This window comes from Burkholderia semiarida, assembly GCF_029268935.1.
GTDB classification, from domain to species: domain Bacteria; phylum Pseudomonadota; class Gammaproteobacteria; order Burkholderiales; family Burkholderiaceae; genus Burkholderia; species Burkholderia semiarida.
Genome location: NZ_JAHLCL010000001.1, coordinates 439,949 through 463,913 on the forward strand (window position 1 = coordinate 439,949; position 23,965 = coordinate 463,913).

General features: G+C 69.1%; 19 protein-coding genes. 3 read left to right on the plus strand and 16 right to left on the minus strand.

All coding sequences use genetic code 11. The annotated features are described in order from the left end of the window. Window positions 1-20 precede the first annotated feature (20 nt). From KPB06_RS02015 to KPB06_RS02065, 11 genes are all read right to left on the minus strand, one after another. The gene (locus tag KPB06_RS02015; RefSeq protein ID WP_275905286.1) at window positions 21-1,214 is read right to left on the minus strand and encodes an ABC transporter ATP-binding protein; all 1,194 of its coding nucleotides are present in this window, start codon (window positions 1,212-1,214) and stop codon (window positions 21-23) included. A gap of 3 nt (window positions 1,215-1,217) precedes the next feature. Further along, window positions 1,218-2,252, minus strand: a complete 1,035-nt coding sequence (locus tag KPB06_RS02020) for an NAD(P)-dependent alcohol dehydrogenase (protein WP_104013222.1) — start codon at window positions 2,250-2,252, stop codon at window positions 1,218-1,220. A 10-nt stretch (window positions 2,253-2,262) separates the two neighbouring features. Then, on the minus strand, window positions 2,263-3,093 hold the full coding sequence (locus KPB06_RS02025; protein WP_059581236.1) for a carbohydrate ABC transporter permease: 831 nt from the start codon (window positions 3,091-3,093) through the stop codon (window positions 2,263-2,265). Beyond that, window positions 3,081-3,977: a carbohydrate ABC transporter permease gene (locus tag KPB06_RS02030; protein ID WP_059581234.1), complete on the minus strand. Its 897-nt coding sequence runs from the start codon at window positions 3,975-3,977 to the stop codon at window positions 3,081-3,083. The genes KPB06_RS02025 and KPB06_RS02030 overlap by 13 nt, the downstream gene beginning before the upstream one ends. 46 nt (window positions 3,978-4,023) lie before the next feature. Continuing rightward, on the minus strand, window positions 4,024-5,289 hold the full coding sequence (locus tag KPB06_RS02035) for an ABC transporter substrate-binding protein (RefSeq protein WP_264160034.1): 1,266 nt from the start codon (window positions 5,287-5,289) through the stop codon (window positions 4,024-4,026). Window positions 5,290-5,500: 211 nt separating this feature from the next. Then, window positions 5,501-6,460, minus strand: a complete 960-nt coding sequence (locus tag KPB06_RS02040) for an amidohydrolase family protein (RefSeq protein ID WP_104013221.1) — start codon at window positions 6,458-6,460, stop codon at window positions 5,501-5,503. Window position 6,461: 1 nt separating this feature from the next. Then, window positions 6,462-7,409: a YncE family protein gene (locus KPB06_RS02045; RefSeq protein WP_124658899.1), complete on the minus strand. Its 948-nt coding sequence runs from the start codon at window positions 7,407-7,409 to the stop codon at window positions 6,462-6,464. A gap of 43 nt (window positions 7,410-7,452) precedes the next feature. Continuing rightward, complete coding sequence (locus KPB06_RS02050; protein ID WP_059574796.1) at window positions 7,453-8,745, minus strand: MFS transporter; 1,293 nt, start codon at window positions 8,743-8,745, stop codon at window positions 7,453-7,455. 97 nt (window positions 8,746-8,842) lie between these two features. After that, window positions 8,843-9,760, minus strand: a complete 918-nt coding sequence (locus KPB06_RS02055) for a dihydrodipicolinate synthase family protein (protein ID WP_104013219.1) — start codon at window positions 9,758-9,760, stop codon at window positions 8,843-8,845. An 8-nt stretch (window positions 9,761-9,768) separates the two neighbouring features. Next, window positions 9,769-10,941 (minus strand): L-rhamnonate dehydratase, encoded by a 1,173-nt coding sequence (locus KPB06_RS02060; protein WP_104013218.1) that lies wholly within the window; start codon window positions 10,939-10,941, stop codon window positions 9,769-9,771. Window positions 10,942-10,991: 50 nt separating this feature from the next. Next, window positions 10,992-12,047: a 4-hydroxythreonine-4-phosphate dehydrogenase PdxA gene (locus KPB06_RS02065; protein WP_104013217.1), complete on the minus strand. Its 1,056-nt coding sequence runs from the start codon at window positions 12,045-12,047 to the stop codon at window positions 10,992-10,994. 119 nt (window positions 12,048-12,166) lie between these two features. Between KPB06_RS02065 and KPB06_RS02070 the strand changes: the two genes are divergently transcribed. After that, window positions 12,167-13,114, plus strand: coding sequence for a LysR family transcriptional regulator (locus KPB06_RS02070; RefSeq protein WP_099318166.1), 948 nt, complete (start codon window positions 12,167-12,169; stop codon window positions 13,112-13,114). Window positions 13,115-13,420: 306 nt separating this feature from the next. Here KPB06_RS02070 and KPB06_RS02075 read toward each other — a convergent pair whose 3' ends face one another. From KPB06_RS02075 to hchA, 4 genes are all read right to left on the minus strand, one after another. Then, window positions 13,421-14,692 carry an MFS transporter gene (locus KPB06_RS02075; protein ID WP_104013216.1) on the minus strand — a complete coding sequence of 424 codons (1,272 nt, stop codon included), beginning with the start codon at window positions 14,690-14,692 and terminating at the stop codon, window positions 13,421-13,423. Between the two features lie 382 nt (window positions 14,693-15,074). Beyond that, entirely contained in the window at window positions 15,075-16,160 is a 1,086-nt protein-coding gene (locus KPB06_RS02080; RefSeq protein ID WP_104013215.1) for an ATP-binding protein, read from the minus strand. Then, the gene (locus tag KPB06_RS02085) at window positions 16,157-16,894 is read right to left on the minus strand and encodes a response regulator (protein ID WP_099318167.1); all 738 of its coding nucleotides are present in this window, start codon (window positions 16,892-16,894) and stop codon (window positions 16,157-16,159) included. The genes KPB06_RS02080 and KPB06_RS02085 overlap by 4 nt, the downstream gene beginning before the upstream one ends. Window positions 16,895-17,016: 122 nt before the next feature. Next, complete coding sequence (gene hchA / locus KPB06_RS02090) at window positions 17,017-17,898, minus strand: glyoxalase III HchA (protein ID WP_275905287.1); 882 nt, start codon at window positions 17,896-17,898, stop codon at window positions 17,017-17,019. A gap of 358 nt (window positions 17,899-18,256) precedes the next feature. On the opposite strand from hchA, the gene KPB06_RS02095 reads away from it, so the two are divergent. Together KPB06_RS02095 and KPB06_RS02100 are read left to right on the plus strand one after the other, a co-directional pair. Then, window positions 18,257-19,924: a fatty acid--CoA ligase gene (locus KPB06_RS02095; protein ID WP_275905288.1), complete on the plus strand. Its 1,668-nt coding sequence runs from the start codon at window positions 18,257-18,259 to the stop codon at window positions 19,922-19,924. Window positions 19,925-20,219: 295 nt separating this feature from the next. After that, a complete protein-coding gene (locus KPB06_RS02100) occupies window positions 20,220-22,985 on the plus strand; it encodes a winged helix-turn-helix domain-containing protein (RefSeq protein ID WP_275905289.1) in 2,766 nt (921 codons plus the stop codon). A gap of 24 nt (window positions 22,986-23,009) precedes the next feature. Here KPB06_RS02100 and KPB06_RS02105 read toward each other — a convergent pair whose 3' ends face one another. After that, on the minus strand, window positions 23,010-23,882 hold the full coding sequence (locus KPB06_RS02105; RefSeq protein WP_275905290.1) for a LysR family transcriptional regulator: 873 nt from the start codon (window positions 23,880-23,882) through the stop codon (window positions 23,010-23,012). Window positions 23,883-23,965: the final 83 nt, after the last annotated feature.

The following is a 23,965-nucleotide window of genomic DNA, read 5'->3' on the forward strand; positions in this document are numbered from 1 at the left end:
CGTCGGGGCGTGCCGGCGTGCTACGGGCGGGACATCGACCAGCCCGTCGCGGCAGGCGGCGTGGTGCGCGTCGCGGCCGCCGGCGGCGCCGCGTGCGCGATCGGGTTCGCGTCCGGCAGCGTGACGTTGCGCTCGGTGCCGGCGTCGAACAGATGCAGGGCTTCTTCGTCGAAGCGAAACGCTACCACGGCGCCCGGCGTCGGGGCCATCGGGGCCGGCACGAGGGCCGCGCACGGCTGGCCGCGCCAGTCCAGCGTGACGAGCGCCTCCGCGCCGAGCAGCTCGACGAGCTCGACCGTGCCGGTGAGCGACAGCGTGCCCGGGGTCGGATCGCCTTCGGCGGCGAGCCGCAGGTGGTTCGGGCGAATCGCCGCCTTGACCTGCTGGCCGTCCTGCAGCCGCGCGAAGCGTGAAGACGCGAGCGGCCAGCGCGCGCCGTTGCAGTCGAGCAGCACGGTCGCGCCGACGCGCTCGATGGTGCCGTCCGCGAAGTTCATCGCGGGCGTGCCGACGAACCCCGCGGCGAATACCGTATGCGGCTGGCCGTACAGCTCGGCCGGCGTGCCGATCTGTTCGATGTGGCCGCCGCGCATCAGCACGACGCGGTCGGCGAGCGTCATCGCTTCGAGCTGATCGTGCGTGACGTACAGCGTGGTCGTCTTCAGTTGCCGGTGCAGCCGCTTGATGTCGCCGCGCAACTGCGTGCGCAGCTTCGCGTCGAGGTTCGACAGCGGCTCGTCGAACAGGAACACGGCGGGCGTCTTGATCATCGCGCGCGCGATCGCCGCGCGTTGCTGCTGGCCGCCCGACATCGCACGCGGGCGGCGCTCGAGCAATGCATCGAGGCTCAGGATGCGCGCGACGTCGCGCACGCGGCGGTCGATCTCGTCGGCGGGCACCTTCAGCCGCCGCAGGCCGAACGCGATGTTGTCGTACACCGTCATGTGCGGGTACAGCGCGTAGTTCTGGAACACCATCGCGACGTTCCGCTCGCGCGACGGCAGATCGTTGACGACCGCATCGCCGATCACGAGCTCGCCGCCGGTGATCGCCTCGAGGCCCGCGATCATCCGCAGCATCGTGGACTTGCCGCAGCCGGACGGGCCGAGCAGCACGATGAATTCGCCGTCGGCGATCTCGAGGTCGAGCGGATGCAGCACGGCGGGGCCGCCGTCGTAGTGCTTCGACAAAGCCTTGCAGGTGATCTGGGCCATGGCTCAATCCATTTCGATCTGAATCTTGACGTCGCGCGGCTGCCCGCTCGCCGCTTCCTCGAACGCGCGCACGCCTTCGGAGAACGGGAACGTGCGCGAGATGAACGGCTTCACGTCGATCGCGCCGGACGCGATCAGCGCGAGCGCGCGCGGGAAGATGTTCGCGTAGCGGAACACCGATTCGATGCGGCCTTCCTTCGCCTGCAGCGCGACCACGTCGAGCGGCACCGGCGCGACCGGCATCCCGATCAGCACCGCGCAGCCGCCCGGGCACATCAGGTCGACGAGGCCCGCATATGCATTCGCGCTGCCGCTCGCCTCGAACACGACGTCCGCGCCCCAGCCGCCGGAGGCGTCGGCCACCGCGTCGGCCAGCGGCCGCGTGCGCACGTCGACGGTCGTGACGGCCGGGTTGGCGGCGAACAGCGCGAGCTTCTCCGGCACGACGTCGGCGAGGATCACGCGCGCGGCGCCGCCGGCGAGCGCGGCGAGCGCCGTCATCGCGCCGATCGTGCCGGCGCCGATCACGACCGCGAGGTCGCCCGGCTTCATCGCCGCCTTCTTCGCGGCCTGCAGGCCGATCGACAGCGGCTCGACGATCGCGCCTTCGGCGAACGACACGTTGTCGGGCAGCCGGTACGTGAACGCGGCCGGATGCACGACGAACGGCGTCAGGCAGCCGTGGATGGGCGGTGTCGCCCAGAAGCGCACGTCGGGATCGAGGTTGTAGAGCCCGCGCAGCGTCGCGGGCGAATCGAGGCGAGGCACGCCGGGCTCCATGCACACGCGGTCGCCGACGCGCAGGTGCGTGACGTCGCTGCCGGTTTCGACGACCGTGCCGGACGCCTCGTGGCCGAGCACCATCGGCGCGTCGACGCGAAACGGGCCGATCCCGCCGTGCACGTAGTAATGCACGTCGCTGCCGCAGACGCCGACCGTATGGACCTTGATCCGGACGTCGCCGGGGCCGACCGCTTGCGGCAGGTCGATGTCGCGCAGCGCGAGTTCGCGCGTGCGTTCGAGTACGAGTGCTTTCAACGTGTTCTCCTCATTTTCCCTTGACGATCGAATTGAGCAGCCGGCTCAGCATGCCGACGAAGACGAGCGGCGGCAGCGCGAGCAGCACCGTCGATGCGTTGATCACGCCCCACGGCACTTCCTGGCCGAGCGACGTGAACGCGGACGCGACCACCGGCAGCGTCGCGCTGCGCGACGACGTGAGCGCGAGCGCGATCATCAGTTCGTTCCATACCAGCACGAAGCTGAACACGATGCCGCCGAGCAGCGTGCTCGCGCACACCGGCAGCGCGATATGCCAGAACACCGCGTACGGGCCGTAGCCGTCGAGCGCGGCGGCTTCCTCGATCTCGCGCGGCAGCCGGCGGAACACGGGGATCGAGAGCCACGTGATGGTCGACAGCGTGACGAGCAGGTACGTGACGATCATCGACAGCTTGGTGTCGTACAGCCCGAGATCGACCCAGATCGCGATCAGCGGCAGCGCGACCGCGACCGGCGGCAAAAAGCGCAGCGACAGCAGGAAGAACTGGATGTCGCGCTTGCCGCGCACCGGGTAGCGCGCGATCGCATACGCGGCCGGCACGCCGAGCACCGCGCCGATCAGAACGGCCGCGCCGACGATCGCGATGCTGTTGCCGAGGCCGATCAGCACCTCGGGGCTCGACAGCACCTGTTCGTAGTTCGCGAGCGTCGGCGTGAAGAAGAAGCGCGGCGCGGGCGTGACGATGTCGAGCAGGTGCTTGAGCGAATTAAGCACGGCCCAGAACAGCGGGAACGCGGCGACGAGCAGGATCGCGCCGGCGATTACGGCGGTGGACACGGTGGCGGCGGGGCCGCGGCGGGCGGTCAATCGTCCCATTTGTTGACCCTCTTCCAGATGAGCGTGAAGACCAGCGTGGTCGCGACCATCATCAGCACCGCCATGCCCGACGCATACGACACCTTGCCGGCGAGGCCGATGCCCTGCTGGTACGCGTAGAGATCGAGCGTTTCGGTCGCGATGCCCGGGCCGCCCTTGGTCATCACGTAGATCAGGTCGAACGAGCGCAGCGACTCGACCATCTTGATGAACACGAGGCTCACGAGCGGCGCCTTCAGCATCGGCAGCGCGATGTACGCATGCACCTGCCACGTCGTCGCGTAGTCGAGCCGCGCGGCTTCGAGCGGCTCGGGCGGCAGCGTCTCGAGCAGCTTCAGGATCACGACCGCGAAGAACAGCCCCCATTGCCACACGTCGACGAGCGCGACCGCGTACAGCGCGAGATGCGGATCGGCGAGGAACGCGGTGTGCTCGACGCCGAGCGTGCCGAGCAGCCAGCTCAGGATGCCTGTGAGCGGCGCGTACATGAACTTCCAGATGAACGCGGCCGACACGCGCGGCAGCAGCACCGGCATGATCAGCACCAGCGACGCGAAGCGGCGCCAGCGGCCGTGCACGCGCTCGAACAGGAACACCGCGAGCGCGATGCCGACGAGCACCGCGCCGGCGACCGTGACGACTTCCCACAGCACCGACACCTCGATCGCGTTCAGGAAGCGCCGGTCCGACGCGAGCCGGATGAAGTTGCGCAGGCCGACGTATTCGCTGTCCGGGTAGCGCAGCACGCGATTGCGCAGCGCAAGGTTGATCGCGGCGATCGTCGGGACGAGGCTCAGGACCGCGAGCAGCGCGAGCGTCGGCGCGAGGAACACCCACGGCAGGCTCGTGCGGTCGCGGCGCGTGCGGCCGCGCCGGGCCGACATTGCGGAAGGGGCCGGGCGGACGCCGAGCGCGCGTCCGCCGGCGCCGTCATTTGCGAGCGCCATGTTCGAGCGCGTCCTTCGCGTACTGGTCCGCATCGTCGAGCGTGCCGCGGATATCCGTCTGCGTGCCGGTGAACACCTGTTCGAGCGCGATGCCGAGGTTGTCGCCGATATCCGGCCACTGCGGCGTGCGCCAGATCGTCACCTGCGTGACGGGGTTCGTGTCGTTCAGTCCGGCCTGGATCTGCGGCGCGACGTGCTGCTTGAAGTACGGGCTGCCGATCGTGCTCGAACGGTTGTAGTCGCTGAACACGCCGTTGCGCAGCCGCGCCTGTTCCTGGTCCTTGCTGGTCGCCCATGCGATGAAGCGGCCGGCGGCCGTCCGCGTGCAGTCGTCCTTCGCGCCGACCGCCGAGATCGCGAAGCCGTGGCCGTATGCGGCCGACGGCAGCGGCGCGGGCGGGCGCGTGTAGCCGACCTTGCCGGCCACGCTCGACTTGCTCGCATCTTCCATCCAGTCGGCGAACGGCGTCGATTCGATCATGAACGCGACCTTGCCCGAGCGGAACGCTTCGAGCGCGTTGCTCCAGTCGTAGGTCGCCGAGCCGGGCGGCGCGTACTTGAACAGGTCGCTGTAGAGTTGCGTGGCCTTCACCGCGGCCGGCGAGTCGAACGCGGGCTGGCCGCCCTTGTCGGTCCACGTGCCGCCCATGCCGAGCATGAACGGCGACCAGCGCCACACGTTCATTCCCGAGCCGCGCTGGCCGCGCGCGACCCAGCCGTACACCTTCGGCGGCGCGTTCAGCTTCTTGATCGCGGCGACGAGCTGGTCGAGCGTCTTCGGCACCGGGATGTGCGCGGCGTCGAGCAGGTCGCGGCGGTAGAACAGGAAGTCGCCGCCGCCGATCAGCGGCGCGAAGTACGCGACGCCGTTGTAGCTCGCGACCGCGCGGCGGCCGGGCAGGAAGTCGTCGTAGTCGTAGTCCTTCGGGTAGTACTTGAGGAGCGGCACGATCCAGTTGGCCGACGCGAATTCGGCGACGTTCGCCTCGTCGACGTAGTAGATCTGGTAGGAACCCGCGCCGGTCGACGCGTCGAGCCGCGATTTCGCGCGGCGATCGTTCTCGCCGAAATAGCTGATCTCGACCTTGGTGCCGCTCTTCTTCTCGTAGTCGGCCAGCGATTTCTCCATCACCGACAGGCCGAGGCTCTTCTGCGCGAGCACCCGAAGGGTCGGCACCTTGCAGGTTTGCGCGGCCGCGACGCCCGGCAGACAGGCGCCGAGCAGCAGGCCGGCTGCGACGATTCGCATCTTGTTCACCCGTGTCTCCTTGATTCTGCTTGTTCGAATGCCGCCGATGACGGCAGGAACAATGGTGTGACGCGGGCGATGCGATCACCACATCAAAAGAGTTCGAGAACCGATACTTTTTGCTCAGGGTCGGTCGTGCGATGCACAAAATGTGGTGGTGGGGGTGCGGCGCGGTGCCGGCCCGACGAGGCGGAACGGCGGGAAACCGGCGCTACCCGCGCGCGGGTTGATGCGGCGCGTCGAGTGCGATCCGGTACGCCCGCAGCGCGTTGTCATGCCAGATCGCGCGGCGCGCCGGGCCGTCGAGGTGCGCGATCGCGCCGGCGAACGTGTGCAGCAGCGCGGGATAGGACACGCGCAGCCCGGCCACCGGGAAATTGCTCGCGAACAGGCAGCGCTGCCAGCCGAAGATCGCGATCGTGTCGCGGATGATCCGCGCGTTGTCCGCGTCGTTCCACCCCGCATCGCGCAGGCCGAGCTCGGAGATTTTCACGGTCACGCGCGGCAACTCGGCGAGCGCCGCCATCCCGCCGCGCCAGCGCGCGAGCCCGGCTTCGGACCGGTCCCACGGCAGCCCCGCATGTTCGAGCACGACGTCGACGTCGGGCGCATCGGTCAGCATCGCGGCCGCGTCGCCGAGATGCCAGAACGGCACGCGCAGATCCCAGCTCAGACCGTGGGCGGCAAGGCGGTCGAGTGCGGCCGGCCAGCGCGGATCATGCAGCGTGCCCGGCCCGTCGATCGATGCATCCGGCGCCGCCGCGGTGCGCGGCTTGAACCGCACGCCGCGCACGCGAGGCCACGCGGCCTGCTCGGCGAGCCGTTCGTCCGCATCGCGAGCCAACAGGTCGACCCACGCGACGATTGCCGAGGGCAGCGCGTGCGTGGCCGCGACCTCATGCAGCCAGCGCGTTTCCACGAGCGCCTCGGCGCGCGCGCGTTCGGCCTCGACATGCACGCTGGCGACGAGCGGCGCGCATTGCGCCGCTCGCCGGAAATCGTCGACGTCGAAGTTGCGGCACAGCGCCGCGTAGTCGCCGAACATGAAGCGCGCCGGATCGTAGTGCGTCTGCAGCCACGGATAGTGCGCGCCCGCATCGAGCCGCCACAGATGGTGATGCGCATCGACGAGCGCATCGGGCATGCCGCCGGGCGGCGCTTCGTCGTGCATGTCAGAGCGCGCCGGCGAGCACGTACGACGCATCGGGTTCGCGCAGCGTCGGGAGCGCGCCGACGAAACGCCACCCGTCGAGGTCGAGTTCGCGCACATGGTCGTCCTGGAACGACACGTACGCGACGCGCCTCGACGGATGGAACGACAGCGCGGTCGGGTTCGCGGGCAGCGCGATGCGCTCGATCTCCTCGAGCTGCCGCGCATCGAATACGGAAATCGACCGCTCGCCCGAATTGGTCAGCAGCAGCAGGTCGCGGCCGTCCCGCGTGCTGGTGCGGTAGATGCGATTCGGATCGCTGCGCGTCTTCACGCGACGGCCACAGGTCATCGTTTCCGTGTCGATCTCGACCAGCGTGTCGTCGCCGCGGTTCGCGACGAACAGCGTGCGCTCGTCGCTCGACAGCGCATTGCCTTCGGGGCGCGGGCCGGGCATCACCGCGCGCGGCGCGACCGTTGCGTCGCGCGGATGGAATTGCGTGACCGTGTTCGACAGCAGATGCACGCCGTACGCGCGGCTCGCGTCGCGCGTGAGCGTCACGAGGTGCGTCTTCACGCCGCCGGACGGCACGGCCATGTTCGGTACCGGCTGCCGGGTCGGCTCGTCGAATACGAGCAGCATGTCGTGTGCCTCGCTCATCGCATACAGCCGACCGTCGCGGTCGCTCGCCATCCCGTGCGGCCGGTAGTACGGCCACAGGTCGAGCATGCGCGTATGGGCGCGCTCGACGAGATCGATCTCGGCGATCCGGTGATCGCCTTCGTGGCCGCGCGACCATGCGGTCTCGATCCCGAAAATGCCGACGTACGCGTATCGGTCGTTCACGTCGACGGTGAATTCATGCGGGAAGTTCGGCAGCACGATGTGCTTGAGCGGCGCTTTCGTGTCGAGGTCGTAGAAGCTGAAAGTGTGCGCGCATTTCTGCACCAGCAGCAGGATGTCGTTCATGGTGGGTCTCCGGTGTGTCGTTCGCTGTCTCGTGTCGTCGTGGTCAGCCCTCGCAGCGCTTCGGCAGCGTCAGCGCGAGCAGGCCGGCCACCGCGAGCGTGGCCGCGAGGCTGTAGACGCCGGCCGCCGCGCTCACGTGCTGCGTCAGCACGCCGACCGCATACGGGCCGCAGAAGCCGCCGAGATTGCCGAGCGCGTTGATCAGGCCGCGTGCGCTGCCGGCCGCCTCGACGCTGCAGAGTTTCGGCGGAATCGCCCAGAACACGCCGGCCGCCGCCTGCAGGAAGAAGCCGCATCCGATCAGGAACGCGAACGACACGGCCATCGACGCATGCGTGAGCACCGACAGCGCAAGGCAGGCGGCGAACGCGACGAGCGGCAGCAGCACGAACAGGCGCCGCTTGCCGGTCCGGTCAGACAAATACGACGTGGCGAGCATCCCGATCACCATCGCGACGTACGGCAGCATCGCGAGCAGGCCGACCCGGCCCATCCCGCCGTGCGTGAGGTTTTTCAGCAGGGTCGGCAACCACATCGTGTAGCCGTAGACGCCGGCCTGGTAGCAGAAGTTGATCGCGATGAGCAGCCAGATCGTCGGGTGGCGCAGCAGCGCGCCGAACGATGCGGCCGCCGGCGTGCCGGCCGCGCGCTTGCGCTCCTGCTCGTCGCGCAACGCGTCGAGGATGTACGCTTTCTCGCGCGGCGACACCCAGCGCGCGGTCTCCGGGCCGTCGTCGGCGAACAGCATCCAGACGACGAGACACAGCACCGACAGCGCGCCCGCGCTGTAGAACAGGTGATGCCAGTCGTACGCGGCGAGGATGAAGCCGGACAGCGGCGCGGTGATCATGCCGGCGAGCGGCACGAACAGGATGACCATCGCATTCGCGCGGCCGCGTTCGCGGTCGGGAAACCAGTGGCTGACCATCGTGAGCACGACGGGCAGCATCCCACCTTCTGCCACGCCGAGCAGGAAGCGCAGCGCCAGCAGCTGCCACGTGTGCGTGACGAGCCCGGTCAGTACCGACAGCACGGCCCAGCTCACGAGCGACCACGCGATGAAGGTCTTGCCGCTGCCGAGCGCCGCGCGCCGGCCGCCGGGAATCTGCAGGAACAGATAGCCGAAGAAGAAGATGCCGCCGGCGAGGCCGGCCATCGTCGCGTCCATGCCGAGATCGGCGTTCATCCCGCCGGGCATCGCGAACGCGATGTTGACGCGATCCATGTAGGAAATGATGCAGGCCAGCAGCAGCGGCGGAATCACGCGCAGCCAGCGGCGGCGCGGAATGGCTTCGCCGGCGTCGTAGGCCGGGGTAGCGGGGTTCAGCAGGTTCATGGTGTCTCCATCCATCCGATGAGCGGCGGCGGCCTTCTGTCGGGCCGCCGTCACGCCGATGCGCAACGCACGCGCGTTGCGGGTGCAAAAACGGTGTCTAGCGCCCCCAGTGCAGTACGAGCGGATCGAGCCGCCGCGCCGTGTCGAGCAACCCCGCGCGTACCAGCGGATGCAGCTCGGGCCACGGCGAGCGCGGCCGGTCACACGCGATCACGCCGCCTTCCTTCATCAGCGCCTTCGCGGTGAGGAAGCCCGACTGGCGGTTTTCGTAGTTGATCAGCGGCAGCCAGCGCGCGTACTCGTCGTATGCATCGTCGCGGCGTCCGGCGAAATACGCGTCGGTGATCCGGCGAATTCCGTCCGGATAGCCGCCGCCCGTCATCGTGCCGGTCGCGCCGGCATCGAGATCGGCGAGCAGCGTGATGCCTTCCTCGCCGTCCCACGGCCCCTCGATCGCGTCGCCGCCGAGCGCGATCAGCTCGCGCAGCTTCGACGCGGCGCCGGCCGTCTCGATCTTGAAGTACGACACCGCGTCGATCTCGCGCGCGAGCGTCGCGAGCAGCGACGCCGACAACGCGACGCCGCTCGCCGGCGCATCCTGGATCATCAGTGGAATGTGGAGGCCGTCGGCGACTTCGCGGAAGTACGCGCGCACCTGTCCATCGGAGACGCGGAACGTCGCGCCATGGTACGGCGGCATCACCATCACCATCGCCGCGCCGAGCGCCTGCGCGTGCCGGTTGCGTTCCGCGCAGATCCGCGCGCTGAAATGCGACGTCGTGACGATCACCGGTACGCGGCCCGCGACGTGTTCGAGCGTGGTGCGGGTGATGAGATCGCGTTCGTCGTCGCCGAGCGCGAACTGCTCGGAATAGTTCGCGTGGATGCAGAGGCCGTGCGAGTCGGCATCGATCATGAAATCGATGCAGCGGCGCTGGCCGTCGAGATCGAGCGCGCCGTGCGCGTCGAAGATCGTCGGCACGACCGGAAAGACGCCCTGGTAGCGCGCGTTCATGGCCGGCCTCACTCGACGATGTCGAACTGGTCGAGGAACGCCGTTTTCAGCGTGAGGCCGAGGCCCGGCACGTCGTCGCGCAGTTGCAGGAAGCCGTTCTCGGCCACCGGCTCGCCGTCGAAGATGTAATAGAACAGCTCGTTGCCGACCTCGACGTCGAACATCGGGAAGTACTCGCTCATCGGCGATGCGAGCGTGCTCATCGTCAGGTGATAGTTGTGCATCTGGCCCGCATGCGGAATCACCGGCACGCTGTACGCCTCGCACAGCGCGTTGATCTTGTGCGCCATCGTGATCCCGCCGACGCGATTCGTGTCGTACTGGACGACCGACACGGCCTTGCGGTCGAGCAGTTGCTTGAAGCCGTACAGCGAGAATTCGTGCTCGCCGCCGGAAATCGGGATGCGCGTCAGCCGGTTCAGTTCCGCGTAGCCGTCGATGTCGTCGGCGATCACCGGCTCTTCCAGCCAGCGCGGCTGATACTTCTCGAGCTTCGGCAGGATGCGTTTCGCGTATTCGAGGTTCCAGCCCATGTAGCACTCGAGCATCAGGTCGTTGTCGTAGCCGATCACCTCGCGGATCGCCGCGACCGATTTCAGGTTTTCGGTCACGCCCTGCTGCCCGTGCGCGGGCCCGTAGCCGAAGCGCATCTTGAACGCGCGAAAGCCTTCGGCCAGATAGCGTTGCGCCTCGTCCTGCATCGCCTTCAGGTCGGTGCGGTACAGCTTCGAGTAGTAGCAGGGGATCTGTTCCTTCGTGCGGCCGCCGAGCAGCTTGAACACCGGCTTGCCAACGCTTTTGCCGAGGATGTCCCAGATCGCGATGTCGACCGCCGAGATCGCCGCCATGCCGATGCCCTTGCGGCCCCACGCGTGGGTTGCGCGGTACATCCGCTGGTTCAGGTATTCGTAGTCCCACGGGTCCTGGCCGATCACGAGCGGCGCGAGGTACTGGTCGATGATGACCTTCGCGACGTGCGGCGCGAGCGCGACGTTGCCGAGGCCGACGATGCCGTCGTCGGTCTCGACTTCGACGACCGTCCACGCATGGAAGCGGAACGTGCTCATCGTTTCCTGCGGCGCGTACAGCAGGTCCATCGCATTCGAGCAGAAGTTGCCCTGGGGCGGAACGGTCTTGCCTTTCCACTGGAATACGCGAGCGCGTACGGAACGGATTTTCATGATGGTGTCTCCGGGAATCGATGTCGTCGTGTGTAAAGGGCGCGCGAACGTCACGCCGAAACGGTGGGCGTGCGGCGCGCGGCGCCCATCCGGCAGGCGATCTGCAGCGCCTGCCAGGTCGCGCCGACGTCGGCCGTGCCGCGGCCCGCGATGTCGTACGCGGTGCCGTGCGCGGGCGTCGTGATCGGCACGGGCAGCCCGCCCTGCACGGTCACGCCGCGCGAAAAGCCGAGCAGCTTGATCGCGATCTGCCCCTGATCGTGGTACATCGTGACGATCGCCTGGTAGTCGCCGGCCTGCGCCTTCAGGAAGATCGTGTCGGCCGGGAACGGGCCGTGGAATGGTGCGTCGGTCGGCCAGTCGCGCGACTGCAGCTTGCGCACCGCCGGCTCGATGATGTCGACTTCCTCGCGGCCGCAGCTGCCGCCGTCGCCGCCGTGCGGGTTGAACGCGGCGATCGCCACCTTCGGCGCCGTGACGCCGTTCTCGAGCAGCGACCGGTAGATCAGTTCGGACGCCTGTTCGATTCGTTCGATGCTCAACTGCGCCGCCGCATTCTTCAGCGGGATATGCGACGAGATCCGCGCGGTCCACAGCTCGCCGAGCGTATTGAATTCGCAGAAGTAGCCGGTCACGCCGAGCGCGGCGGCGAAGTGGTGCAGTTCGTCGTCATGTTCGAGGCCGCCGAGCTTCATCGCGTACTTGTTCAGCGGCGCGAAGCAGATCGCGTCGATGTCGCCGGCGAGTGCGGCGTCCAGGCACTGGTCGAGCACGGCGAGCGTCGAGCGGCCGCCCGGCGCGCCGGCCTGGCCGACCTTGACCTGCGCGGGATCGACCGTATCGACCGCGACGAACGCGGCGCGCGCGGTCGCCGGCCGGCCGCGCACGGCGGCCAGCGACGCGACGGGCTCGACGTCGACGCTGACGCCGGCGACCCGCTGGCCGGCTTCCCACAGCCAGCGGTCGCCGATCAGCACGAGATTCGCGCGGGCGGTCGCGTCGGGGCGGGCGAGCAGTTTCGCGATCAGTTCGGCGCCGATGCCGGCGGGGTCGCCGAGCGTCAGCGCGACGACGGGCAGGGTGGCGGTGGACGAGGGGGTGTTCATGCGGTGTCTCCGGTAGCGGCACGTGGCCGTTCGTTCGTCTACGGGGTTCATGCTAGGTAGACGGAATGAGTCGGTAAATTGAAAACTCTTGATGAATCGATAACCTGGAGTAATCAGAGATGGGCTCGATCGACCGACGAGATTCGACGCCGCAGTTGCTGAACCGGCTGCGCATGCGCCAGATCGCGCTGTTGCTGGCCGTGGACGAATGCTCGACGCTGCGTGCCGCGGCCGAGCAGATGGGCCTCACGCAACCGGCCGCGACGAAGATGCTGGCCGAGCTGGAGAGCGCGCTCGGCCAGCGGCTGTTCGATCGCATCGGGCGCGGGCTCGTGCTGAACCCGGCCGGCGAGCGCGTGCTCGGCTATTTCCGCGGCATCCGCGGCAGCATGGAGGCGCTGAACCGCGAGCTCGGCGAACTGCAGCTCGGCAGCGCGGGGCGACTCGCGATCGGCAGCATCATGGCGGCGTCGCCGGGGCGGCTGACCGAGGCGCTGGTGAGGTTGAAGGCGCGTTATCCGCTGCTCGCGATCGATATCGCGGTCGACACGAGCGACCGGCTGATGCCGCAGTTGCGTGAAGGCGTGCTCGAAGTGGTGATCGGGCGCCACGTCGGGACCGATTGCGACTTCCGCGTGGTCGACGACGAGGCGCTCGCGATCATCGCGGGCCGCGACCATCCGCTCGCGGGCGCGGGGCCCGTGGAATTCGACGCGCTGCTCGATTACGCGTGGATACTGCAGCCGGCCGGCAGCCCGGCGCGCGAGGTCGTCGAGCGCGAATTCCGCGCGCGTCACCAGCCGATGCCGCGCGGGCTCGTCGAAACGGGGTCGATCCTGACCACGATGAACCTCGTCGATCGTTCGTCGATGCTCGGCGTGATTCCGCTGACGGTCGCGCAGCGCAACGCGGCGCACGGGCTCGTCGCGATCATCGATTACACGCTCGAACAGAAGCTGCCGTCGTACGGCAGCCTCGTGCGGCGCGACCGGCCGCTGAGCATTCCCGCGCAGCAGTTTCTCGCGCTGTTTCACCGGGACGGGGCAGAGGATGACGGCGCCGCGTAATGGCGCGGCTTGCCAGCCGAGGCGACCGAGTCAGCCGCGCCAGCCGCGTCGGCCGAGCAAGCCGCGCAGACCGAATCAGCCGAATCAGCCGAATCAGCCGAATCAGCCGAGCAGGCCGATCAAGCCGATCAAGCCGATCAAGCCGATCAAGCCGATCAAGCCGAGCAGGCCGATCAAGCCGCGCTGGCCGACCCAGCCGACCCAGCCGACCCAGCCGACCCAGCCGACCCACCATCGCGGAACGCAGTGAAGCGTGACGGCGACGCCAGCAAGACGACCGCGGCAGGCGAACCAGGGCGAACGGATTCAGTGCGCCGACGGCGCCGCCGGCGCGTCCGCGAGCGCCGGTATCGATTCGGACAGCGCGCGGTCCGGGCGAATCCGCAGCGCGGCGACGATGCCGATCAGCAGCATCGCGACCGAGCCGATGAACGGCACCATCCAGCTGCCCGTGCGATCGACGAGATAGCCGAACAGGATCGGCGACAGGATTCCCGAGATCGCGGAGCCGGCGTTCATCATCCCGCTCGCGATGCCGGCGTGCGTCGGCGCGATGTCGCTCGGCACGGCCCAGATCGGTCCGATCGTCAGTTCGAGGCACAGGAACGACCCTGACAGGCACAGCGCGACACCGGCCGTCGAGTGCACGAACGCGAGCGGCAGCAGGCAGACGAGCGCGCCGACGAAGCTCGTGACGATCACGCTTTGCCGCGACATCGCGAGATTGCCGGTCTTCCGATAGATCCGGTCGCACATCCAGCCGCCGAGCGTGTCGCCGACGACGCCCGCGAAGAACACGCCGGACGCGAACAACGCGGTCGATTTCAGGTTCAAGCCCTGGCCGTTCAGGAAGAGGGTCGGCAACCACGTGAAGAACAGCCAAGCGGTCCAGCCGTAGCAGAAGTAGACGAAGATGGTTGGCGCCATGCGCCGGAACAGCGGCCCCCACGGCGTCGGGCCGGACGGTGCGGCACGGCGCGCTGCGCGCCTGCGGCCGTCGTCGTCGCCCACCGGATGCTCGCGGAAGCCGACGATCCACCACGCGAGCCAGACGAGCGTGACCGCACCGATCACGAAGAACGCGGCGCGCCACGACAGCCATGTCATCAGCGCGGCGACGATCGGCGGCGTGACCGCGTTGCCGAGCCGCGAGAAGGAGTGCGTGAAGCCCTGCACGACGCCGCGCCGCTCGCGCGGGAACCAGTGCGTGATCGCGCGGGCCTGGGCCGGCAGCGTCGCGCCTTCGCCGACGCCGAGCAGCAGGCGCGCGGCGAACAGCAGCGTGAGGCTGTGCACGAGCCCGGTCGTGAACGTGGAGACCACCCAGATCAGCCCGCAGCCGATCAGCGTGATGCGGGCGCCGAACCGGTCGGCGATCCAGCCGCCGCCGATCTGGCAGATCGCATACGAATACGCGAATGCGGAGAACGCGATGCCGAGCTCGGTATTCGACAGCCCGAGTTCGGCCTTGATCGCGCCGGCGGCGGTCGCGAGATTGACGCGATCGACGTACAGGATGAATGAAAGCGCGCACAGCAGCCACAGTGTGTGGCGCCGTTGACGGTGGTCGTTGGGCATCTGTCTCACTCCATGTTCGTGCGCGGCGTTGCAATGACGCTGCGTTCACGGGCCGGCCCAGCATCGCGCGGCGGCGGAGACACTGTCCAATGAATCTTTGGGATCAATCGATAACCCCAGGTGTTCATTTCCGTTTCAGCCGCGCGGCTTCGGCGCGGTACGGACGCCGGCGATCGCGCGAGGGAGGAACGGAGGGATTGCGCTACGTGGCCGTCGGCACGCGGCTGACATTCGACCGTGCCGGCGCCGCGCGCGCGGGGGCGCGCGGCGCGCGGCCGGGAAGCGGGGCGGTGCCCGTGATGGCGTACACGGCGCCGGGTTCAGCCCGCCGCTCGAACAGATCGGGCGCGAACCGCGTGCGTGAGCGGGGAACGGCGTCGTGCTACGCCGGGAAGCGCGCGCTGTCGGGCGCCGGCACGAGATCGTCGGGCCACTGCACCTCGAACCGCGTGCCGCCCGCGCCGGTCGGCACGCACAGCGCTTCGCCGCGGTGCGCGCGCGCGATCGCCGCGACGACGGCGAGCCCGAGGCCCGTGCCGCCGGGTTGCGTCTCGTCGACGCGCCGGAATGCCTGGAACACGTGCGGCGCGAACTCGGCCGGGATGCCCGGGCCGTCGTCCTCGACGCGCAGCCGGCACATCCCGTTCTCGATACGCGTCTGGATCCGGATCGCGCCGGGCACCGCGTGGCGGCGTGCGTTTTCCAGCAACGCGAGCAGCGCCTGGCGGATGCGGACCGGATCGCAGCACATGCGCCGCGGGTCGAGATCGAATTCCGGATGCTGGCCGGCGGCCTGCAGCGCGTGCGCGAACGCGTCGACCACGGCGCGCACCTCGGCGGCGAGGTCGGTGTCGCGGATCTCGATGCTCAGGTGGCCGCTGTCGGCGAGGCTGACCACGCGCAGATCCTCGATCAGCCGCGTCAGCCCTTCGACCTGCGCGAGCAGGCTGCGGTACAGCGCGTCGCTCGGCGTGAACACGCCTTCGGCGAGGCCCTGCAGCCGCCCGCGCAGCACGGTCACGGGCGTGCGCAGTTCGTGCGCGATCGCCGCGTTCCAGAAGGTTTGCTCGGCGGTCACGCGCTGCAGCTCGCTCGCGAGCGCGTTGAAGTTGTCGGCGAGCAGCGCCGCTTCCTTCAGCGAACGGTCGCCGGCGACGGCGCGCGCCCCGAGATCGCCGCGCGCGACGCGGCGGATGCTGTCCGTCACCGAATTCAGCGGCACGAGGATGCGGCGCGACAGGTTGATCGCGACGACGACCGCGATCAACAGGCCGACCAGCGTGGTCGAGATGATCCACACCCACTCCGGCCCGCTCGGCAGCCAGCTCACCGTCTGGAACGACTGGGGCGAGTACTGGTACAGCAGGTAGTAGAACGCGTAGGCCGTCACGACGATCAGCACCGTGACGCCGAAGGCGATCGCGCCCATCGTCAGCGCGATCTGGCGGCTCAGGCCGTCGAGTCTCACTCGCCGCTCCACAGTTTGTAGCCGACGCCGCGCACGCTTGCCGGCACGCCCGCGACGCCGAGATCGTCGAGTTTCTTGCGCAGCTTGCTCACGTGGCTGTCGACCGTGCGCTCCAGCGCATCGCCTTCCGGCAGGCAGGTGGCCATCAGCTCGGCGCGGCTGAACACGCGGCGCGGCGCGCGCGCGAGCTGCGCGAGCAGCTTGAATTCGGTGAGCGTCAGCACGAGCGTGCGGCGCGTGCCGTCGATTTCGACCGTCGCTTCGTGGTGCGCGAGATCGATCTCGAACGGCGCCGCGCGCAGCACGCGCTGTTCGTCCTGGCGCGCGCCGCCCATCGACCGGCGCAGCACGGCCTGCGCGCGCGCGACGACTTCGGCGGGGTTGAACGGCTTGACCACGTAGTCGTCGGCGCCGATGCGCAGCCCGGTCAGCTTGTCGATGTCCTGGTCGAGCGCGGTCAGCATGATGACCGGCGTGTCGCCGCGATGGCGAATCTCGGCGAGCACCTTCCAGCCGTCGACGTGCGGCATCTGCACGTCGAGCAGCACGAGGTCGGGCTTCAGCGACAGGTGGAGTTCGAGTGCGCGGCGGCCGTCGGCGGCGTGCACGGTGCGCAGGCCGTTGCGCGCGAAATAGGCGATCAGGATCTCGGCGATCTCGGGTTCGTCCTCGGCGATGAGGACGAGCGCTTGCGCGCCTTGGCCGGCGCCGGCAGATGAAGAAAATTCGGGCATGGCCACTCGTTCGGATCCATCGGGGTTCCATTGGATCGCCATACTACCGTACGGCCAGGTCGATCGATTGGAGACGGGCGGCCACGCCCCGGCGAGACGCCGCCCCAGGCGGCGGCAAACCGTCAGTGCCCGACTTCCTTCAGCAGCGCGGCGGCCGCGAGCTTGCCGACGCCGTTCGACGCGAGCGGGCTGTCGCCCGTGATCAGTTTGCGGTCCTGATGGCAGCGTCCGGTCATGTCCTTGTTCAGCACGCGCGCGCCGAGCTTTTCGAGGCTTTGCGCGACGAGCCACGGCAGCGGGCCCGGCATGTAGCCGATGTCGAGGTTCGGCCCGGTGTCGAGCGCATCCGGAAACACGCACATCTCGTAGTCCTTGAACGGGTAGTCGCGCGGATCTTCGTCGACGGCGGCCGACAGCAGGCATGCGGGCCCGTGACACAGCGTGACGATGTGCCGGTCGTGGTCGAGCGCCCAGCGCAGCGTACGCTTGACGTCCTTGCTGTGCGGAATGCCGGCGAGCACGCCATGGCCGCCGGGAATGAACACCGCGATGTACGGCGAATCGGCGCCGGGATGCTGTTCGAGCACGTCGGACAGCTTGAGCGGCGTCTTCAGCTTCGGCAGGTACTTGCGGTAGGTGCTCTGCGCGGCTTCGTCGTCCCGCGGCATCGCCCAGAGTTCGAGCTTGGCCGGATTGCCGGACAGCGTCGCGATGTCGATCTCGAAGCCGGCCTTGTCCATGTGGTGCATCGGCAGCAGCATCTCGACCGGATGATTGCCGGTCGAGAACATCTTGCCGTTCGTCATCAGGACGTAGCGCTCGTCGGTCGCGATCATCAGAACTTTCCACTTGCCGCCGGTGTACGGATTCGGATAATCCGCGCCGTCGAAGTCCGTCTTCGACGACGTGTACTGCGACAGCGAATACGGCGACGGGAAATACGCATTGTTCTCCGCCGGGTCGGGTGCGGGCGTGCGGCTCATCTGCGTCGTGTCGGAAGTCATGGCTGCTCCTTGCTGGGGAGATGGGGTAGGTGGCGGGCGCGAGCCGGTGGCCGCATGCGCGAGCCGCAGAGGGCGATCCCGCATCGGCGGCGCGGCGTTCCGGTCATGTCCGGTCGGGTGAACGGGTACCCCACGGGAAGGATACGCGCTGCGATGCATCCTACAGCGGCGTGTTGCGGCGAGCGCCTCCCCGAACGGGTGGGTATCGCGTGCCAATCGCCGTGTTACGTGCACGGGCGGCCGGCGGCCGGTTTCGACAAGGGCTGGCTCCCCCCGGACAGGGGGGACGCGAAAGCCGGGCGGTCCGGTATCGTGGCCGCACGCTCGACGACCCGACCGGTCGCCCATGGAGACACTCATGAATTCGTCGTACCCGTACCCGCAAGCCGAACCGGCGCCGTCCGCCCACGCATATCCGCTGCTGATCAAGCAGTTGCTTCACGCGCCGCTGGCGACGCGGCCCGAGCAGGAGATCGTGTACGGCGACCGCGTCCGGCACGACTACTGGGCGTTCCGGCATCGCATCGGGCAGCTCGCGAGCGGGCTGTCGTCGATCGGCGTCGGCGCGGGCGACGTCGTCGCCGTGCTGGATTGGGACAGCCATCGCTACCTCGAGTGCTACCACGCGATTCCGATGATGGGCGCGGTGCTGATGACGGCCAATGTCCGGCTGTCGCCCGACCAGTTGCTGTATACGCTCGACCATTCGGGCGCACGCGTGGTGCTGGTTCACCGCGATTTCCTGCCGTTGCTGGCGGGCATGCGCGACCGGCTCGACTCGGTGCGGCACGTCGTGCTGATCGCCGACGGCGACGACATCGACCTGCCTGACGGCTTCGCCGACGAATACGAGCGGCTCGTCGCGGCCGGTTCGCCCGATTTCGCGTTCCCCGATTTCGACGAGCACACCCGCGCGACGACGTTCTACACGACGGGCACCACCGGCCTGCCGAAGGCCGTCGCGTTCACGCATCGCCAGCTCGTGCTGCATACGCTCGCGGGCATGGCGGCGTTGTCGAGCGCGCGCGATCGCGGCCGCGTGCATCGCGACGACGTCTACATGCCGATCACGCCGATGTTCCACGTGCACGCATGGGGGATGCCTTACATCGCGACCGCGCTCGGGCTCAAGCAGGTCTATCCGGGCCGTTATTCGCCGGACGGACTGGTCGCGCTGATCGCGCGCGAAGCGGTAACGTTCTCGCATTGCGTGCCGACGCTGCTCGCGATGATTCTCGACAGCCCGGCGTCGGCGGCGGCCGACCTGTCGGCGTGGAAGGTGATCGTCGGCGGCTCGCCGCTGTCCGACGGGCTCGCGCGGGCAGCGCTCGCGCGCGGGATCGAGGTCTACACCGGATACGGGATGTCGGAAACCTGCCCGCTGATGACGATCGCGCAGATCGACCCGCCGCGGGCGGGCGGCGGCGCGTCGGCCGACGACGACATCGCGCGCCGGACGAAGGCGGGCTTGCCGTTGCCGCTCGTCGACCTGCGCATCGTCGACGCGCAGTGTCGCGACGTGCCGCACGACGGCCGGTCGGCGGGCGAGGTCGTCGTGCGGATGCCGTGGGCGACGCCCGGCTATCTCGGCGACGCGCAGGCGTCGGCCGCGCTGTGGGCGGGCGGCTACCTGCATACGAACGACATCGGCGTGATCGATCCCGACGGCCGGCTGCAGATCACCGACCGGATCAAGGACGTGATCAAGACGGGCGGCGAATGGGTGTCGTCGCTCGAACTCGAGGACATCCTGTCGCGCCACCCGGCCGTGCGGGAGGCAGCGGTGATCGGCGTGAAGGATGCGCGCTGGGGCGAGCGTCCGCTCGCGCTGGTCGTCCTGACCGACGAGCAGGTCGGCCGCGTCGGGCCGGACGAGCTGAAAGCGCATGTGAAGCAGGTGGCCGACCGCGGGCTGATCTCGCGCTATGCGGTGCCGGAACGGCTGCTGATCGTCGACGCGATCGAGAAGACGAGCGTCGGGAAGATCGACAAGCGCGCGCTGCGCGAGCGCTACCAGCCCGATTGAGCGGCGCGTCCGGCCGCCGCCGGCGCCGGCCGCTCGGGACGAGGCGACTTCCTCGCCTCCAGATACCCCCCGAATGGGGGGCTGAACAGCGCGCGCCGGTTCGAGAACAATGCGGGTCCCATGTCGCGGCCGATATGCGCTGCGTGCGCACACGCCGGTACGGACATCACCTACTTTTGACGGCCGGCGCCGAATCGTTATGCTGTTTGCGGCGCACGGCGAGACTGGGCCCGGTCGACGGCTTCGCTCGCGGTGCCGGCGGACACGCGATCAGCGCGAGGAGAACAGGAGCAGCATGGCGCCGACGGACAGCAGACAACCGGCCCGCCCGCCGGACACCGATGCGATCGAAGTGCTGGTGCGCACGAAGCTGGCGCCGGCGTCGGCCCGCGGGATCGTGGCGCGCATCGCGCGGCTCGGGCGGCTCGGGCGTGGCCTCGACCGTCGGCTGACGCTCGTGAGCGCGCCGGCCGGTTACGGCAAGACCACGCTGCTGGCGGAGTGGCGCCAGGCACTGGTGGCGTCGGGCGTGAAAGTCGCGTGGGTGAGTCTCGACCAGGACGACGACAACGCGTCGATCTTCGCGTCATACGTGGTCGCCGCGATCGTCGACGCGACCGGCGGCGTCGGCGCCCGCGCGCGGCAGTTGTTGCGCGATCGCGCGCTGATTCCGCTGAAGACCGTATTCGACGAACTGCTCAACGAACTGGACAGCGCGGGCGTCGACCTGTTCCTGATGCTCGACGACTTCGATCGCCTCGCGTCGCCGGTCATCCACGACGCGATGTTCGATCTGCTGCGCTACGCGCCGTCGAACCTGCATGTCGTGCTGTCGTGCCGCTCGGTGCCCGCGTTGCCGCTCAGCTATTTCGAGTCGCGCGACGAGCTGGTGCGGGTGGACGAGAACGACCTGCGCTTCGACGACGCGGAGACGCGCGCATTCTTCGAGCGGGTGGCCGGCAAGCCGCTCAATGCGGAAAACGTCGGGCGCCTTCGCGCGGCGACCGAAGGCTGGGTGTCGGGCCTGCAGCTGGCGGCCCTGGCGCTGCACGACGACAGCGACGCGGCGCGCGTGGCCGAACAGGTCGGCCGCGCGCGTGCCGGCATCGCCGCGTACATGAACGAGAACGTGATGAAGCAGGTGCCGGACGCGATCCGCCACTTCCTGCTGCATACGGCGGTGCTCGACCGGATGACGCCGGCGCTGTGCGATGCGCTGACCGGTCGCGACGATGCGCTCGACTGCCTCGAATGGCTGAGCGCGCACAACCTCTTCATCCGGTCGATCGACGGCGACCGCCAGCGCTACCGTTATCACGCGCTGTTCCTGCACTACCTGCGGGAGGAACTGGCGCTGCGGGAGCCCGGCGCGGTGGCCGCGCTGCATCGCCGCGCGAGCGCGTGGTACGCGGCCGAGCGGCAATGGCCGGACGCGGTCAGGCACGCGCTCGCGGCCGGCGACTTCGACGCGGCCGCCGGCTGGGTCGAGGCGTGCGCGATGAAGCTCATCGCGTCGAGCGACGTGCGTACCGTGCTCGACTGGGTGTCGCGCCTGCCCGCGCAGGCGCTGACGGGCCGCCTGCGGCTGCGGATCGCGCATACGTGGGCGCTCGCGCTGTCGATGCAGATCGTCGATGCGCGGCGCGCGCTGGAAGCGCTGGAAGCCGACATCGAGATCGGGCGGCTCGATACCGATGCCGTCACGGCGACCGAACTGCTGGCCGTGCGCGCGCTGATCGCCGGGCTGTCGGATCGCAGCATCGAATCGCTGCAGCTCGGCGAGCGCGTGCTGGCGGCCGCACCGCCGGCCGGTTCCTGGGTCGAGCAGATCGGGCAGACGACGCTGATCTTCGGGCTGGGCTACGCGGGCCGCCTCGGCGACGTGCTGGATCTCGGCGCGCGCGCGGAGCACGCGGCGTCGGGGCACGAGCCGCTTTACGCGAACGTGTACCGCCAGAACATGGCGGGCCTGGCCGAGTTCGTCGCCGGGCGGCTGCACGACGCGTCGAAGACGTTCGAGACGGCACTGCGGGCCGCCGAACGCTCGGCGGGGCGCCTGTCGGCGGCGACGGCGCTGTCGGCCGGCTACCTGTCGGCGATCTATTACGAATGGAACGACTGGGCGAAGGTGCGCGACGCCCAGGCCGACCGCTTCGACATCGCGATGCAGGCTTGTTCGCTCGGGCCGTTGCTGAGGTTCATGCAGACTGCCGCGCTGCTGCAATTCCGGTCGGGGAACGACGCGCGTGCGCACGACATACTCGACGAAGCCGATCACATCGCATGCAGCCGGCAATGGCTGCGGTTGCGCGTCGCATGCATGGCGACCGGCATCCGGCTGCATCTCGCCGCCGGCCAGCCGACGCAGGCCCATCGTGTGGGGCGCGCGCTGGCGTCGCTGGTGTCGCCCGTGCCGCCTGACGAAGCGTCGAGCCACGTCGAGACGTGGCAGATGGCGCAATCCGCGCAGGCAAGGCTGCTGCTTGCCGATGCGCGCGCGAACGAAGCCGCGCGGTGCATGGCGACCGTGCATGCGGTGCTGGCCGCGCGCGGATTCGACTGGTTCGCGGCGCAGGCCGCCGTGTTGCATGCGATCGCGCTCGATCAGGCGGGCGACGAAAGCGCGGCGCTCGCGGCGTTGGCGCGTGCGCTCGAATACGGCCAAGGCAACGGGCTCGTCCGAACCTTCGTCGACGAAGGGGCGGCGGCCGAGCGTCTGCTGGCGCGCGTACAGAAGCGTGCCGACCGCTTTCCGGCAGTCGGCGCGTGGTATCTGCGCGATCTGGCCCGTGCGTTCGACGCGCAGCGGGCATCGAGCGGGGCACCGGCCGCGCGGCAGGGTGCGCCCGGCAACCTCAGCGCCCGTGAAGTCGAGATTCTCGACTACGTCGCGCGCGGCCTGTCGAACAAGGAAATCGCCCGCGCGCTGCGCGTCGCGCCGGAGACGATCAAGTGGCACCTGAAGAACATCTTCGAGAAGCTCAACGTGACGTCGCGCATCCAGGCGGTGCGCAGCGGGCTGGCGCTCGATGCGTCACGGGTGCGACGCGACGACGAATGACCGGCTGACGCGGCGCCGCCCGCGTCAGCCGTGCGCGGCGAACGCGGCCACGATCTCGTCGATCGCCGCGCGGATCCGTGCGGTGTGGCGCAGGTCGCGGTGCGTGACGAGCCAGACCTCGTACGGCGACTCCCGCACGCGGTCCGGCCAGATGCGTGCGAGCCCGTCGCGCTCCCCCATGTGGACGGGAATCTCGCCGACGCCGAGGTCCGCGCGCAGCGCCGCGCGCAGCATCAGGTTCGAGTTCGTGCGCGTGACGATGCGCCCGCCGTCGATCGGTTCGCCGGCGAGGGTCGGCTTGCGGCTGGCGTCGACGTACGGCTGGTAGACGGCGAGGTCGTGGCCCGCGAACGCGCGGCCGCGCTCGGGTTCGCCGTGCCGGTGCAGATAGTCGGGCGACGCGAACAGGCCCATGTCCCAGCGTGCGAGCCGGCGCGCGACCAGATCGGGGTTCTCGGGCCGCACCGTGCGGATCGCGATATCGGCTTCGCGTTTCGCGAGATTCAGGATGTGGGTCGACGTGTTCAGCGCGACGGAGACGTCGGGATGTTTCGCGTGCAGCCGCGCGATCGACGGCATCACGAACTCGATCGCGAGCGCGTCGGTCGTCGTGATCTTCACCTCGCCGGCGAGCCGCCGGTCGACGCCCTGCGTCAGTCGCACCAGCTCGTGCGCGTGCTGCTCCATCGCCTCGGCGGCGCGCAGCGCCAGTTCGCCGACCGGCGTGGGCAGATAGCCTTTCGACGAGCGCAGGAACAGCGTCGCGCCGAGCATGTGCTCGAGCGTCGCGAGCCGCCGCCCGACCGTCGCCTGATCGACGCCGAGCGTGCGCGCCGCGCGGCGCAGCGTGCGCTCGCGATGGATCGCAAGAAAGACGCGCGCGTCGTCCCAGTTCATCGTGTGTCCCGACTGATGCATTTTTGCATTCCCCGACCGGTAATTCGCTGCGTGCCCGCACGCGGCATCGCCCATAGACTGGC

Coding starts and splice junctions, on each gene's coding strand:
- KPB06_RS02015 (WP_275905286.1), bottom strand. CDS start 1,214: ATGGCCCAGATCACCTGCAAGGCTTTGTCGAAGCACTACGACGGCGGC.
- KPB06_RS02025 (WP_059581236.1), bottom strand. CDS start 3,093: ATGGGACGATTGACCGCCCGCCGCGGCCCCGCCGCCACCGTGTCCACC.
- KPB06_RS02030 (WP_059581234.1), bottom strand. CDS start 3,977: ATGTCGGCCCGGCGCGGCCGCACGCGCCGCGACCGCACGAGCCTGCCG.
- KPB06_RS02035 (WP_264160034.1), bottom strand. CDS start 5,289: ATGCGAATCGTCGCAGCCGGCCTGCTGCTCGGCGCCTGTCTGCCGGGC.
- KPB06_RS02040 (WP_104013221.1), bottom strand. CDS start 6,460: ATGCACGACGAAGCGCCGCCCGGCGGCATGCCCGATGCGCTCGTCGAT.
- KPB06_RS02045 (WP_124658899.1), bottom strand. CDS start 7,409: ATGAACGACATCCTGCTGCTGGTGCAGAAATGCGCGCACACTTTCAGC.
- KPB06_RS02050 (WP_059574796.1), bottom strand. CDS start 8,745: ATGAACCTGCTGAACCCCGCTACCCCGGCCTACGACGCCGGCGAAGCC.
- KPB06_RS02055 (WP_104013219.1), bottom strand. CDS start 9,760: ATGAACGCGCGCTACCAGGGCGTCTTTCCGGTCGTGCCGACGATCTTC.
- KPB06_RS02060 (WP_104013218.1), bottom strand. CDS start 10,941: ATGAAAATCCGTTCCGTACGCGCTCGCGTATTCCAGTGGAAAGGCAAG.
- KPB06_RS02065 (WP_104013217.1), bottom strand. CDS start 12,047: ATGAACACCCCCTCGTCCACCGCCACCCTGCCCGTCGTCGCGCTGACG.
- KPB06_RS02070 (WP_099318166.1), top strand. CDS start 12,167: ATGGGCTCGATCGACCGACGAGATTCGACGCCGCAGTTGCTGAACCGG.
- KPB06_RS02075 (WP_104013216.1), bottom strand. CDS start 14,692: ATGCCCAACGACCACCGTCAACGGCGCCACACACTGTGGCTGCTGTGC.
- KPB06_RS02085 (WP_099318167.1), bottom strand. CDS start 16,894: ATGCCCGAATTTTCTTCATCTGCCGGCGCCGGCCAAGGCGCGCAAGCG.
- hchA (WP_275905287.1), bottom strand. CDS start 17,898: ATGACTTCCGACACGACGCAGATGAGCCGCACGCCCGCACCCGACCCG.
- KPB06_RS02095 (WP_275905288.1), top strand. CDS start 18,257: ATGAATTCGTCGTACCCGTACCCGCAAGCCGAACCGGCGCCGTCCGCC.
- KPB06_RS02100 (WP_275905289.1), top strand. CDS start 20,220: ATGGCGCCGACGGACAGCAGACAACCGGCCCGCCCGCCGGACACCGAT.
- KPB06_RS02105 (WP_275905290.1), bottom strand. CDS start 23,882: ATGAACTGGGACGACGCGCGCGTCTTTCTTGCGATCCATCGCGAGCGC.